11 protein-coding genes and 1 pseudogene are annotated in these 13,953 nt (G+C 44.0%); 10 read left to right on the forward strand and 2 right to left on the reverse strand.

The window, feature by feature from the left end:
• Window positions 1–223: 223 nt before the first annotated feature.
• The gene (gene prfC, locus HMPREF9065_RS00360) at window positions 224–1,807 is read right to left on the reverse strand and encodes a peptide chain release factor 3 (protein WP_033002797.1); all 1,584 of its coding nucleotides are present in this window, start codon (window positions 1,805–1,807) and stop codon (window positions 224–226) included.
• A 318-nt stretch (window positions 1,808–2,125) separates the two neighbouring features.
• On the opposite strand from prfC, the gene HMPREF9065_RS00355 reads away from it, so the two are divergent.
• The 10 genes from HMPREF9065_RS00355 (at window position 2,126) to HMPREF9065_RS00310 (ending at window position 13,045) form a co-directional block, all read left to right on the forward strand.
• Window positions 2,126–2,986: a phosphoribosylaminoimidazolesuccinocarboxamide synthase gene (locus tag HMPREF9065_RS00355; protein WP_021617090.1), complete on the forward strand. Its 861-nt coding sequence runs from the start codon at window positions 2,126–2,128 to the stop codon at window positions 2,984–2,986.
• Window positions 2,987–3,051: 65 nt separating this feature from the next.
• A complete protein-coding gene (locus HMPREF9065_RS00350; protein ID WP_021617091.1) occupies window positions 3,052–3,882 on the forward strand; it encodes an SDR family oxidoreductase in 831 nt (276 codons plus the stop codon).
• A gap of 85 nt (window positions 3,883–3,967) precedes the next feature.
• Window positions 3,968–5,305: an argininosuccinate synthase gene (gene argG / locus HMPREF9065_RS00345; protein WP_006718777.1), complete on the forward strand. Its 1,338-nt coding sequence runs from the start codon at window positions 3,968–3,970 to the stop codon at window positions 5,303–5,305.
• A gap of 190 nt (window positions 5,306–5,495) precedes the next feature.
• Entirely contained in the window at window positions 5,496–6,440 is a 945-nt protein-coding gene (locus HMPREF9065_RS00340; RefSeq protein WP_021617093.1) for a LysR family transcriptional regulator, read from the forward strand.
• Window positions 6,433–7,164, forward strand: coding sequence for an AzlC family ABC transporter permease (locus HMPREF9065_RS00335; RefSeq protein ID WP_021617094.1), 732 nt, complete (start codon window positions 6,433–6,435; stop codon window positions 7,162–7,164). Before HMPREF9065_RS00340 ends, HMPREF9065_RS00335 begins: the two co-directional genes overlap by 8 nt.
• Window positions 7,161–7,490 (forward strand): branched-chain amino acid transporter permease, encoded by a 330-nt coding sequence (locus tag HMPREF9065_RS00330; RefSeq protein WP_021617095.1) that lies wholly within the window; start codon window positions 7,161–7,163, stop codon window positions 7,488–7,490. The genes HMPREF9065_RS00335 and HMPREF9065_RS00330 overlap by 4 nt, the downstream gene beginning before the upstream one ends.
• Window positions 7,491–7,604: 114 nt before the next feature.
• Window positions 7,605–8,057, forward strand: a complete 453-nt coding sequence (locus HMPREF9065_RS00325) for a DUF441 domain-containing protein (RefSeq protein WP_033002798.1) — start codon at window positions 7,605–7,607, stop codon at window positions 8,055–8,057.
• Window positions 8,058–8,432, forward strand: coding sequence for a DUF423 domain-containing protein (locus HMPREF9065_RS00320; protein WP_021617097.1), 375 nt, complete (start codon window positions 8,058–8,060; stop codon window positions 8,430–8,432).
• A complete protein-coding gene (hrpA, locus tag HMPREF9065_RS00315; RefSeq protein WP_021617098.1) occupies window positions 8,429–12,340 on the forward strand; it encodes an ATP-dependent RNA helicase HrpA in 3,912 nt (1,303 codons plus the stop codon). The genes HMPREF9065_RS00320 and hrpA overlap by 4 nt, the downstream gene beginning before the upstream one ends.
• Before the next feature lie 18 nt (window positions 12,341–12,358).
• Window positions 12,359–13,045 carry a DUF4145 domain-containing protein gene (locus HMPREF9065_RS00310; protein WP_021617099.1) on the forward strand — a complete coding sequence of 229 codons (687 nt, stop codon included), beginning with the start codon at window positions 12,359–12,361 and terminating at the stop codon, window positions 13,043–13,045.
• A 288-nt stretch (window positions 13,046–13,333) separates the two neighbouring features.
• On the opposite strand, the pseudogene HMPREF9065_RS10155 reads toward HMPREF9065_RS00310, so the two are convergent.
• Window positions 13,334–13,483, reverse strand: a pseudogene (locus HMPREF9065_RS10155) (IS200/IS605 family transposase); the annotation flags it as partial.
• Window positions 13,484–13,953 lie beyond the last annotated feature (470 nt).

The following is a 13,953-nucleotide window of genomic DNA, read 5'->3' on the forward strand; positions in this document are numbered from 1 at the left end:
CTCTTTATTCGCACATTTGATAGGTTACAGACAGTAAATAACACACCACTGAATGAACGTTCGTTCATTTTATTGATTTTTTACTTTTTCGCAAGTTAAAAATTGAGCGCCATCCAAAACAGCGCACTATTTTTCATCTAAGACGACAAACCGCACAATGATCGATAGCAATCCATAGAAGAAGATCAAAGTGCGGTCTATTTTTTTCATGTTTTTGAACGAATTAATGTTCGCGGGTTTTGAAGAATGTCACGTCTGGGTAACGCTCTTGCGCAAGATTAAGATTCACCATCGTTGGTGCGATATAAGTGAGGTTATCGCCACCGTCTAACGCCAAGTTTTGTTCATTTTTACGTTTAAACTCTTCAAATTTTTTCGCATCGCCACATTCCACCCAACGTGCGGTTGCCACATTGACGGTTTCATAAATGGCTTCTACGTTGTATTCGGATTTCAAACGCGAAACGACCACATCAAACTGCAGCACACCCACTGCCCCAACGATCAAATCGTTATTTAGCAACGGACGGAAAACCTGTACGGCGCCTTCCTCGGAAAGCTGTACCAAGCCTTTTAATAATTGTTTTTGTTTAAGTGGATCTTTTAAACGAATACGGCGGAATAATTCCGGTGCAAAGTTTGGAATGCCCGTGAATTTTAACTCTTCCCCTTGAGTGAACGTATCACCGATTTGAATCGTGCCGTGATTGTGCAAGCCGATAATGTCGCCGGCATAGGCTTCTTCCGCGTGTGCACGGTCGCCCGCCATAAAGGTTAACGCATCAGAAATCACCACCTCTTTGCCGATACGTACATGTTTGAGTTTCATGCCTTTTTCGTATTTTCCGGACACAACACGTAAGAAGGCAACACGGTCGCGGTGTTTCGGATCCATATTGGCTTGAATCTTAAACACGAAACCGCTGAATTTTTCTTCGTCAGCCGACACTTTACGCGTATCTGCCTGACGGGCTTGCGGTGCAGGCGCCCATTCGGTTAAGCCATCAAGGAAATGATCTACACCAAAATTCCCTAACGCCGTACCAAAAAAGACCGGTGTCAGTTCACCGTTTAGGAATAAATCTAAGTCAAATTCGTTGCTAGCACCTTTGACCAACTCCAATTCATCACGTAATTGTTGTGCCAAATCGTCACCTACGGCGTTATCCAATTCCGGATTATTTAAGCCTTTTACGATTCGCACTTCTTGAATCGTGTGCCCTTGTCCGGTTTGATAGAGATAGGTTTCGTCTTTGTATAAGTGATATACGCCTTTAAACAATTTGCCGCAGCCGATAGGCCACGTAATCGGCGCGCAGTGAATTTTCAATACGCTTTCAACTTCATCCAACAATTCCATCGGATCACGAATATCACGGTCAAGTTTGTTCATAAACGTGATGATCGGCGTGTCGCGCAAACGGGTGACCTCCATCAATTTAATGGTACGTTCCTCAACCCCTTTGGCGGAGTCAATGACCATCAAGCAGCTGTCCACCGCCGTTAAAGTGCGGTAGGTATCTTCAGAGAAATCCTCATGCCCCGGAGTATCCAGCAGGTTGACCAAACAGTCGTTGTACGGAAATTGCATCACGGAAGTGGTAATAGAAATCCCACGTTGTTTTTCCATTTCCATCCAGTCGGATTTTGCGTGCTGTGCGGAACCTTTGCCTTTCACCGAACCGGCTTTTTGAATGGCGTTACCATAAAGCAAAACCTTTTCGGTAATCGTGGTTTTACCCGCATCGGGGTGAGAAATAATCGCAAACGTGCGGCGTTTATTAACTTGTTCTTGTGGGTATGTCATCTGTGCTGTCTGTGTTATTTGATGAAAAAATAAAGAAACCGCCTTAAATGACGGTCCTAAAATGTGTGGCGCAACTATATGCTTTTTAGCCCATTTTTTCAAGTTTGAGAAGCATGAATGCGAGTATGTGCGACAAAGTGCAGTACATTTGGGGCGTACTTTGATACGTCATAAAACATCCTTTTTTCTGACCGCACTTTTTTCTTTTACTGCAACATGAAGTCAACATCAATAAAAATCCTAAAAAATGCAAACGTTTGCGTAAAAAGTGCGGTACAATACGCGCCATTATTTTTACGCAGATAAAAAGGAAATGAAATGACACAACTTAGTCTAAAAAAAATCTATTCCGGTAAAGTACGGGATTTGTATGAAATTGATGACAAACGAATGTTGATGGTCGCCAGTGACAGATTGTCGGCGTTCGATGTGATTTTAGATGATCCGATTCCGCGTAAAGGCGAAATCCTGACACAAATTTCTAACTTTTGGTTTAACAAACTGGCGCACATTATGCCGAATCATTTTACCGGCGACAGCGTTTACGATGTGTTACCCAAAGCAGAAGCCGATTTAGTGAAAGATCGCGCCGTGGTTTGCAAACGCTTAACCCCGATTAAAATCGAATCTATCGTGCGCGGTTATTTAACCGGCAGCGGCCTGAAAGATTACAAACAAACCGGTACCATTTGCGGTTTAGTCTTACCAAAAGGGTTGGTAGAAGCCAGCAAATTGCCTGAACCGATTTTCACGCCATCCAGCAAAGAAGAAATCGGCAATCACGATATTAATATTAGCTATGCCGAGTGCGAAAACTTAATTGGCAAAAATTTAGCGGCACAAGTGAAAGAAAAAGCCATCGCCCTGTATACCGAAGCGGCGAAATATGCCTTAACCAAAGGTATCATTATTTGTGACACCAAATTTGAATTCGGCTTAGATGAAAACGGCACGTTAACCTTGATGGATGAGGTATTAACACCGGATTCTAGCCGTTTCTGGTCAGTAGAGACTTATCAAGAAGGCACAAACCCACCGTCTTTTGATAAACAATTTATTCGTGACTGGTTGGAAAACAGCGGTTGGAATAAACAGCCACCGGCGCCGAAAGTGCCGTCGGATATCATTCAAAAGACTGTAGATAAATACCAAGAAGCCTTGGATTTATTAACAAAATAACACTTAAAGGAATTCCCGCTATGCATTAGAATAGTGGGAATTTTTTGTAACCGGATAGGAGTAATATGAGGTCGGTCGCCATTGTCGGGTTAGGTTGGCTGGGTTTGCCACTGGCGCGACATTTAAAAAATCTAGGCTGGGAAGTTAAAGGCACGAAACGCACACACGATGGAGTAGAACAAATGCGTTTAATGCGTTTGGAAGCCTATCATTTGGAACTTACCCCAGAAATTAATGCGGATCCTGATGATGTCAGTGCATTGCTCGATGTGGATTCATTGATCATTAATATTCCACCAAGCCAATATTTTTTCGATCTCAATCAATATGTCGAAGGCGTGCAAAATCTGGTTAATGAAGCCTTATTACAAGGCGTAAGTCATATTATTTTTATTAGTTCCACCTCCGTTTTTCCTGATATTTCCGCCCATTTTGATGAATCCGTCACCCCACAGCCGGACAGTGACATAGGTCGCGCCTTAGTTGAAATTGAAAATGGCTTGGCAAAAATGCAAGACATCGATTGTGACATTATTCGTTTTGCCGGTTTAGTCGGCAACGATCGCCACCCGGTTTATTCCCTTGCCGGAAAACAAGCACTCAAGTGCGGTCATTCTCCCGTGAATTTAGTCCATCTAGATGATTGCGCACGCGCCATTCAATTATTGTTAGAAACCCCGGGCGGCTACCGTTTATATCATTTGGCTGCGCCAATGCACCCTACACGAGAAGCCTATTATCAGTATGCGGCGGAGAAATACGGGCTAGAACCACCGCACTTTATTAGCTCAGAACAGGATCCGCAGCGCATTATCATGGCGGAAAAAATTTGTCATGAATTAGAATTTGTTTACCAATATCCGGATCCGAATTTAATGCTGACAACAGAAGAATAAAAGTGCGGTTGTTTTTCGAAATGTTTTTACAACACCGTTTTATTAACCCTATTAACCCAAACAAACACAGATAAGGAAAGAAAATATGTCAAATACCATTTTGCAACACTTACCCAAAGGTGAAAAAGTCGGTATCGCCTTTTCCGGCGGCTTAGATACCAGCGCGGCACTGCTTTGGATGCGTCAACACGGCGCCATTCCTTGCGCTTACACCGCGAACCTTGGCCAACCGGATGAAGAGGATTACGAGGCAATTCCACGCAAAGCCAAAGAATATGGCGCAGAAATGGCTCGTTTAATCGACTGCCGCACGCAATTAGCCCAAGAAGGCATTGCGGCGATCCAATGCGGTGCGTTTCACGTGACGACAGGTGGTTTGACTTATTTCAACACTACCCCATTAGGCCGTGCGGTGACCGGCACCATGTTGGTCTCTGCCATGAAAGAAGATGATGTCAATATTTGGGGTGATGGCAGTACTTACAAAGGCAACGACATCGAACGTTTCTATCGTTACGGCTTAATGACCAACCCAAATTTAAAAATTTATAAACCTTGGTTGGATCAAAAATTCATCGATGAATTGGGCGGCCGTTTTGAGATGTCTAACTTCTTAATCGAAAACGGTTTTGATTACAAAATGTCTGTCGAAAAAGCCTATTCCACCGACTCCAACATGCTTGGCGCGACTCACGAAGCAAAAGACTTGGAATTCTTAAATTCCGGTATTCGTATCGTGAACCCAATCATGGGCGTACCATTCTGGCGTGAAGATGTACAAATCAAAGCGGAAGAAGTGACGGTGCGTTTTGAAGAAGGTATCCCGGTGGCATTAAACGGCAAAACCTTCGACAACATCGTAGAATTGTTCCTTGAAGCCAACCGCATTGGTGGTCGTCACGGCTTAGGGATGTCCGACCAAATCGAAAACCGTATCATCGAAGCGAAATCACGCGGCATCTATGAAGCCCCGGGAATGGCGCTCTTACACATCGCTTACGAACGTTTAGTGACCGGTATTCACAACGAAGACACCATTGAACAATACCGCATCAACGGTATCCGTTTAGGCCGCTTGTTATACCAAGGTCGCTGGTTCGATCCACAAGCCTTAATGTTGCGTGAAACCGCTCAACGTTGGGTAGCTCGCGCAGTCACCGGTGAAGTGACGTTAGAGCTGCGTCGTGGTAACGACTACTCCTTACTCAATACCGAATCCCCGAATTTAACCTACCATCCGGAACGTTTGAGTATGGAAAAAGTGGAAAATGCACCGTTTGATCCGGTGGATCGTATTGGTCAATTAACCATGCGTAACCTTGACATCACCGACACCCGCGACAAACTCGGCATCTATTCCCGCACAGGTTTACTGGCGACAAACAAAGATTCTGCGTTACCGCAATTATACAAAAAAGCATAAAACTCTCTCTTTTTTGACCGCACTTTGAGACATCTCTGTGCGGTCTTCTTTTGCGATTTAACCTCAACAAAAAGGATGAACGGATTTGTTCAATCTATGCCTTAATTTTCTTTTCCGGAACATTAAAGCACAGCTCATTTTGGTGTATGATACGGTTTCATTATTTTCCTCATGAATATGAATCTTTCTCATGAAACCAATCTTTCTTGAACTTCGACACCTTAAAACCTTACTCGCCTTAAAAGAAACAGGCAGTGTTTCTTTGGCGGCAAAACGGGTTTATCTCACCCAATCCGCCCTTTCGCACCAAATTAAACTGTTGGAAGATCAATACGGTTTGCCGTTATTTGAACGTAAAACCCAGCCGTTGCACTTTACCCCGGCGGGTGAGCGGTTGATTCAGCTTGCCAATGAGATTTTGCCGAAAGTGATTGAGGCAGAGCGTGATTTGGCGCGGGTGAAACAAGGAGAAGCCGGCGAATTACGCATTGCAGTGGAATGCCACACCTGCTTCGATTGGCTCATGCCGGCTATGGATTTATTCCGTCAACATTGGCCGTTAGTCGAGTTGGATATTGTGTCCGGTTTCCACACCGATGCTGTCGGGTTGTTGTTAAGCCATCGTGCTGATTGGGCGGTGGTGCAAGAGGTCGAAGAAACACCGGGCATTGTGTATAAGCCGTTGTTTTCCTATGAAATGGTAGGCTTGTGCGCGAAAGATCATCCGCTAGCAACCAAAGAGATTTGGCAAGCAGAAGACTTTATTGATCAAACCTTGATTACTTATCCTGTGCCGGATGATATGTTGGATTTGTTGCGTAAGGTATTACACCCGAAAGGCATCAATCCGACCCGCCGAACCAGTGAGCTCACCATTGCCATCATTCAGTTGGTGGCCAGTAAACGTGGTGTGGCAGCATTGCCGTTTTGGGCAGCGAAGCCTTATTTGGATCGTGGCTACATTGTGGCACGCAAAATCACCGAACAGGGATTACACAGTAATCTTTATGCCGCAACGCGAGAATTAGATTCACAAATGGCGTTCGTGGATGATTTCTATGAAACCGTGAAAGCCCAAAGTTTTTCTACCTTGCCTGAGTTATCCATCTTAGAAGAGATTCCGTTGTATGTCTGATGTCAAGACAAATTCCCATCCCATTTGGGCGGCAGCAAAAGCCGCCTTGCCCTATAGTGCGCCGATGCTTGCCGGTTTTTTGTTCCTTGGCGTGGCTTACGGCATTTACATGAAAGCGCTTGGTTTTGGTGTTTGGTATCCTGTATTGATGGCGTTATTCATCTACGCCGGTTCCGTGGAATTCATCATTGCCGGTGCATTAAGTTTGGCATTTGCGCCGTTAAATGCCTTATTGATTACCTTGATGGTGAGTGGCAGACAGCTTTTTTATAGCATTGCGATGTTGGAAAAATACGGAAAATCCTTGGGCAAAAAACGCCCATACCTTATTGCCACGTTGGTAGATGAATCTTTTTCCTTGAATTACATGTCAAACGTCCCACCGCATATTGATCGTGGCTGGTATCTCTTTTTTGTTTCGTTTTATTTGCATATGTACTGGGCAATCGGTGCTGGCATTGGCAACGTATTCGGGAACATTATTCCCTTTGATTTGAAAGGCATTGAATTTGCCATGACGGCATTATTTTTAGTGATTTTTGCCGAAAACTGGGCGCAGGAAAAATCTCATGAAAGCTCCTTGTTGGGTTTGGCGATCGCTGCCCTTTCCCTCCTGATTTTCGGACATGACTATTTCTTATTGCCTACCTTGATTGGCATCTGGACGGTGTTGACTTTCCGCCGACCAAAATTAGCCTCAAGATTAGAGAGAATTAAAGAATGACATTAAGTGAACAAATTATCACCATTGCTATTGCTGTACTGGCAGTGCAATTTACCCGCTGGCTGCCCTTTTGGATTTTCCCGGCTAACCGCCCAATTCCCGAATATATCCGTTATTTAGGTAACGTCTTACCGGCGGCAATGTTTGGTATGCTCGTGGTGTATTGCTACAAAAACGTAGATGTATTTAGCGGTTTTCATGGTGTTCCCGAATTTCTTTCCGGTGTGATTGTCGTTGCGTTACATTTGTGGAAACGTAATATGTTCTTATCCATCGCTGCCGGCACGATATTATATATGTTCTTGGTACAACAGGTGTTTGTGTAAAAAGACGTTAAAAGATGACCGCACTTTTTCGCCATGGATTTTCTATACCGGCAAGGAAAAGACTTGGCTTATGCTATAATTCTCCGCAAATTCTTACCGCACTTTAGGATCAATATGTCGCTTCAATTCAATATGATTGCGTTACTTTTGGTGGTGTTAATTTTGCTCGGCATTTTAAGTCACAATAGCGCCATCACCATTCCCGCCGCTGTGTTACTGATCATGCAGCAAACGTTTCTCGCTCAATATATTCCTTATTTGGAAAAATACGGCTTGCACGTTGGTATCGTGATTTTAACCATTGGCGTTTTAAGCCCGTTGGTTTCCGGCAAAATTCAGCTCCCGGGCTTGCCGGCCTTTGTCAGTTGGAAAATGTTCGTTGCCATTGCGGTGGGTGTATTGGTCGCGTGGCTTGCGGGCAAAGGCGTTCCGCTCATGGGTGAGCAACCAATATTGGTAACAGGCTTGGTGATCGGCACCATTATCGGTGTCTCTTTTCTGGGAGGTATCCCTGTTGGGCCGCTTATCGCTGCCGGTATTTTAGCCGTATTAATAGGAAAATTTTAAATGAAAAACAAATGGTTATTGATTGCCGCCTTGAGCGGTTTTTTCTGTGTGGCTCTCGGTGCGTTTGCCGCCCATGGGTTAAGTCATGTTTTAGACGAGAAAGCCCTCGCCTGGATTGATACCGGCTTAAAATATCAAATCTTCCATACGCTTGCTGTTCTGGTGATTGCTTTATCCCTTTGGCATGAGGCTAAATTTGCACAATTAGCGATGCGAGCATGGTCATTGGGGATTTTATTATTCAGCGGCAGCTTATACGCCCTTGCTTTCGGCGCCGGTAAATTCTTAGTCTGGATTACGCCCGTTGGCGGCACACTCTTTTTAATCGGCTGGCTTTGCTTGGCTTACGGTAGTTTTAAAAGTAAATCGGTATGAAGAACAGAACTGTAAAACACGAATTAACTCCGCTACAACAATCCCTTTTTTCTCAGTTAATTGACATCATGTTGGTGGATAAACGCCGTTTATCCACCCGCATTCACGGCATCGGCAAGATTAAAAGCCAAGAAGCTCAACAAGCCGTTGCTGAAGAAATCGAACAGCAAATTGAACAAGCAAGATTACGTGTAGAAAATCGTAAAAGTGCGGTCAAAAATCCCATCGTTTTTCCGGAAAGCCTGCCGGTGAGCCAACGCAAAGCAGAAATTGAAAAACTGCTTTCTGAACATCAGGTCATTGTTGTCGCAGGGGAAACCGGTTCGGGGAAAACCACCCAGTTGCCGAAAATGTGTTTGGAACTCGGATTAGGTCATCTTGGTACCATCGGACACACCCAACCACGCCGTATTGCCGCCCGTTCGGTAGCGGCTCGAATCGCGGAAGAATTACAAACAGAACTTGGCGATTTGGTGGGCTACAAAGTCCGTTTTAATGATCAAATCAGTGACAACACCCAAATCAAGTTGATGACGGACGGGATTTTACTGGCGGAAATTCAAACGGATCGTTTCCTCAATCAATATTCCTGCCTGATTATCGATGAGGCCCACGAACGCAGCTTAAATAATGATTTTATTCTCGGTTATTTGAAACAGCTGCTGCCACGCCGTCCGGACTTAAAAGTCATTATCACCTCGGCCACCATTGATGTGGAACGTTTTTCCAAACATTTCAACAATGCGCCGATTATCGAAGTCTCGGGCAGAACTTATCCCGTGGAAGTGCGTTATCGCCCTGTTGCGGAAGAAGACGATCAAGATCAGCTACAAGGCATTCTCAATGCGGTGGATGAGCTGCAAGCGGAAGGTCGTGGCGATATTTTGATCTTTATGAACGGTGAACGGGAAATTCGCGACACCGCCGAAGCCTTGCAAAAGCAAAATTTAAAACACACGGAAATCCTACCGCTCTTTGCCCGCTTGTCTGCGCAAGAACAAAATAAAATTTTCCATCCTAGCGGCTTAAATCGCATTGTGTTAGCCACCAATGTGGCGGAAACCTCATTGACCGTGCCCGGCATTAAATATGTGATTGACCCCGGCACGGCGCGTATTTCCCGTTATAGCTATCGCACCAAAGTGCAGCGCTTGCCTATTGAGCCGATTTCACAGGCTTCTGCCAATCAGCGGAAAGGGCGTTGCGGACGGGTGAGCGAAGGCATTTGTATTCGTCTTTATTCGGAGGAGGATTTTAACAATCGCCCGGAATTTACCGATCCGGAAATTTTGCGTACCAATTTGGCTTCCGTCATTTTGCAAATGACAGCATTGGGTTTGGATGACATTGAAGCGTTTCCTTTTGTGGATGCGCCGGATAAACGGCATATCCAAGATGGCGTGAAGTTATTGGAAGAGCTGGGGGCGTTTGAAACCGTTCAAACTAAATCGGGTGAAAAACGTCGATTAACGACAATCGGTCGCCATCTTGCCCAACTCCCGGTCGATCCACGCCTTGCTAAAATGCTTCTAAGTGCGGTTGATTTTGGCAGCGTTTATGAAGTGATGATTATCGTCTCCGCGTTATCCATCCAAGATCCGCGTGAGCGTCCAACCGAAAAACAACAGGCTTCCGATGAAAAACATCGCCGTTTTGCTGATAAAAAATCGGATTTCTTAGCGTTTTTGAATCTTTGGAATTATGTGCAAGAACAGCAAAAGGCACTGACGAAAAATCAATTCCGTCGCCAATGCCAAAAGGATTTCTTAAATTATCTGCGCATTCGCGAATGGCAGGATATTTATCAGCAAATTCGTCTTGCCGTGCGTGAAATGGGCTTGCCGATTAATTCTGAAAAAGCCGAATATCAGCAAATTCACACCGCACTTTTAAGCGGTTTGCTGTCGCATATCGGCTTAAAAGAAGCGGAAAAACAACAATATCTTGGCGCGCGCAATGCGCATTTTGCGATTTTCCCAAATTCCGTGCTTTTCAAAAAACAACCGAAATGGGTGATGGCGGCAGAGTTGGTGGAAACCTCCAAACTTTGGGGTCGCATGGTGGCGGAAATTGAGCCGGAATGGATTGAGCCGCTCGCCGAGCATTTAACCAAAAAATCCTATTCTGAGCCGCGTTGGTCGAAATCTCGCGGGGCGGTGATTGCCGATGAAAAAGTCAGTTTGTATGGCGTGCCAATTGTGGCAGCCCGACCGGTGAATTACGGCGCCATTGACCCAGGGGTGAGCCGTGAGATCTTTATTCAATCTGCCTTAGTGGAGGGGGATTGGAATACCAAGCATAAATTCTTCAAGCAAAATCAGCAGCTGATTCGTGAAGTGGAGGAATTGGAACACAAAAGCCGTCGCCGCGATATTTTGGTGGACGAGCGCACTTTATTTGAGTTTTACGATCAGCGTATCGGCACAGACGTGGTGTCGCAAAAACATTTTGATACTTGGTGGAAAAAGGCGGAAAAACAAGATCCTGAGCTACTTAATTTTGAACGCTCATTTTTGATTAAGGATGATGCAGAACAAGTGAGCAAGTTGGATTTCCCGAATTTCTGGCATCAAGGCAATCTGAAACTCAAACTGACTTATCAATTTGAACCGGGTACGGATGCGGACGGCGTGACCGTGCATATTCCGTTGCCGTTACTCAACCAAGTGGACATGACCGGTTTTGATTGGCAAATTCCGGGCTTGCGGGAAGAACTGGTGATTGCGCTGATTAAGTCTCTGCCGAAATCCTATCGCCGTAATTTCGTGCCTGCACCCAATTATGCCCAAGCCTTTTTAGGGCGTGCCGTGCCGTTGGAAAAACCGTTGTTGGATACGTTGATTTATGAATTGCGTCGCATGACGGGCGTCACCGTAGAGGCGGAACATTGGCATTGGGAGCAAATCCCAAGCCATTTGAAAATGGCCTTCCGCGTAGTAGATGAAAACGGCAAGAAAATCGCCGAATCCATGAATTTGGACGAGCTAAAATTTAGTTTAAAAGATCGTGTGCAAGAAAGCATTTCCGCCGTGGCAGACGATGGCATTGAACAAAGCGGACTGCACATTTGGAGTTTTGCAGAGTTGCCACAATGTTACGAACAAAAGCAGCGCGGTTTCAGTGTGAAAGCCTTTCCTGCCATTGTGGACGAAAAAGACGCAGTGGGCATTAAACTGTTTGAAACGGAATTTGAACAAGCGGTGGCAATGCAACAAGGTTTGCGTCGCTTGTTGCTGCTCAACGTGCCGTCACCGATTAAATATCTGCATGAAAAATTGCCGAATAAAGCCAAATTGGGGCTGTATTTCACACCATTTGGTCGTGTGTTGGATTTGATTGATGACTGTATTGCTTGTGCTGTGGATAAACTGATTGCTGATTTTGGTGGCTTTGTGTGGAACGAAGAAGGTTTTAATAAGCTACGGGATTTCGTGCGTGAAAACGTTAATGAAGTCACCGTGGATATTGCGCAAAAAGTGGAGCAGATCCTCACGCTCACACACCAGCTCAACCAACGTCTCAAAGGCAAAATGGATTTCACTATGGCATTTGCCCTGTCTGATATGAAAAGCCAGATTTCAGGTTTGATTTATCAAGGATTCGTACAAAAAAGCGGCTACGCCCGCCTGCCGGATTTACTCCGCTATCTGCAAGCCATCGATAAACGTATGGATAAACTCGCTCAGGATGTCAATCGCGATCGTGCCGCCATGTTGTGCGTGGAACAAGTGCAACAAGCCTATCAACAGCTTCTTGCCAAACTGCCGAAATCCAAACCGATTTCTGATGAAGTGGCGGAGATTCGATATATGATCGAAGAATTGCGTGTGAGTTTATTTGCGCAGCAGTTAGGAACGAAGTATCAGGTGTCGGATAAACGGATTTTGAATGCGATTAATGAAATTTAGTAATTATGAGGAAAATATATGAATAACTATGTGGCTCCTAAATTTAATCTTGAAGCTTTTAATTGTCCATTTTGTAATACGTATGCTTATATGGCGTGGAATAGTGGTTCGGAGTGGGACTTTTCGAATTACAGAGAGGCTAAATGTTATAAATGTAAGAAAAAAAGTTTATGGAGAAAAGAGATGCACGTAGATCCACTTGTAGGTGCTGTAGGATTTATGATTTATCCTGATACGGGAAATGCTCCTTTTCCTGTAGAAGATATGCCCGAAGATGTTAAGGCTGATTATATGGAGGCGGCTTCTATTTTTAGCAAATCTCATCGTGGTGGAGCAGCTTTATTAAGATTAGCATTACAGAAGTTATTAAAACACTTGGGTAAAGAGGGTAAAAACATTAATGATGATATTCGTGCATTAGCAGGTGATGGTTCTTTGCCTGCTAAGGTGATACAAGTTGCAGATACCTTAAGAATTACTGGAAATAATGCAGTTCACCCAGGAACTATGTCAGATGAAGATTTTGATGATGTTGCAGAAAAAATGTTTGACTTAATTAACTTCATTGTTCGTAAAGCTATTACAGAACCAAAAGAGCTAGATGAATTATATTTGAAGACCCCAGAGTCAGCTAGAAAGTCTGCAGAAATGCAAGATGAGAAAAATAGGGATAAGTCTGAAAATAGAAACGTTGTAAAAGATTAGATTTTTCCCCCTCTCCCAAGATAGCGCAAGCGTCCACGCTTGTGCTTATTTGGTCCAAGCGAGGATGCTTGAACCATCGTTCTGTTTTTAGAAAGTGCGGTTACTTTTCCAATCATTTTTAAGTGTTATCGTGCAAAATTGAGTTTCAATAATTCATATTAAGTCTGATTCATCCATAAATAAACATATAAAAATAACAATCCGCATGTAAAACATGTGGTTTTTAGGCTCTACTATAAGCACTTATACTTCACAAGCTACTCAAAACGTGTCTAATAACTTCCTTAACTACCCTTTAAAGGGATCATGCTCTTTCGTCGATAAATTATCTTGAACCTGTCTTCTTTTCCTCGATTCCTTATATACTCCTCCACAAGTTTTGTATTTAGACCCACTATGCTGACAAAATCCGTTCGTCCAGAAATGTCTATTTCCATATCACTATTTTAGTAAATTGTAGCGTGCAACTTGTTGCACGAAATCGTGACTGCCCGAAAGGGGTAAATAACGTTCTATGGGTGGCTTGGTCGTGTATCAAGACGCACGCTACGCACGAAATCATGAATTACACATCGAGGTTAATCATTCGTGCAACAAGTTGCACGCTACGTGGGGATAAATAATCCTCCGAGATGGCGCATGTTTCCTAACGTGTACCTTTCTATATGAGTTCTCCAAGATAGAGAAAGCGTCCACACTTGTGCTTATTTGAGCTAAGCGAGGACGCTTACCATTGTTTATTGTTACTTTTCCAATTATTTTTTAAGTCTTATCACACAAAACTGTGTTTTAGTGATTCATATAAAATTCAGGTTGATATCAAACTAGCAAACAAAATACGCACATAATAAATATATAAAAATCAAAAACCCCCGACGCTCTCACATCAGGGGTTAATACGAATAAAC

Origin of the sequence: Aggregatibacter sp. oral taxon 458 str. W10330 (assembly GCF_000466335.1) — a bacterium.
Lineage (GTDB): Bacteria > Pseudomonadota > Gammaproteobacteria > Enterobacterales > Pasteurellaceae > Aggregatibacter.

What these genes read in the sequence shown, in the direction of transcription:
- hrpA (WP_021617098.1), top strand. Translation starts at nt 8,429, where the DNA reads ATGAAGAACAGAACTGTAAAACACGAATTAACTCCGCTACAACAATCC.
- HMPREF9065_RS00330 (WP_021617095.1), top strand. Translation starts at nt 7,161, where the DNA reads ATGACATTAAGTGAACAAATTATCACCATTGCTATTGCTGTACTGGCA.
- HMPREF9065_RS00340 (WP_021617093.1), top strand. Translation starts at nt 5,496, where the DNA reads ATGAAACCAATCTTTCTTGAACTTCGACACCTTAAAACCTTACTCGCC.
- HMPREF9065_RS00355 (WP_021617090.1), top strand. Translation starts at nt 2,126, where the DNA reads ATGACACAACTTAGTCTAAAAAAAATCTATTCCGGTAAAGTACGGGAT.
- HMPREF9065_RS00335 (WP_021617094.1), top strand. Translation starts at nt 6,433, where the DNA reads ATGTCTGATGTCAAGACAAATTCCCATCCCATTTGGGCGGCAGCAAAA.
- HMPREF9065_RS00350 (WP_021617091.1), top strand. Translation starts at nt 3,052, where the DNA reads ATGAGGTCGGTCGCCATTGTCGGGTTAGGTTGGCTGGGTTTGCCACTG.
- HMPREF9065_RS00325 (WP_033002798.1), top strand. Translation starts at nt 7,605, where the DNA reads ATGTCGCTTCAATTCAATATGATTGCGTTACTTTTGGTGGTGTTAATT.
- HMPREF9065_RS00310 (WP_021617099.1), top strand. Translation starts at nt 12,359, where the DNA reads ATGAATAACTATGTGGCTCCTAAATTTAATCTTGAAGCTTTTAATTGT.
- HMPREF9065_RS00320 (WP_021617097.1), top strand. Translation starts at nt 8,058, where the DNA reads ATGAAAAACAAATGGTTATTGATTGCCGCCTTGAGCGGTTTTTTCTGT.
- argG (WP_006718777.1), top strand. Translation starts at nt 3,968, where the DNA reads ATGTCAAATACCATTTTGCAACACTTACCCAAAGGTGAAAAAGTCGGT.
- prfC (WP_033002797.1), bottom strand. Translation starts at nt 1,807, where the DNA reads ATGACATACCCACAAGAACAAGTTAATAAACGCCGCACGTTTGCGATT.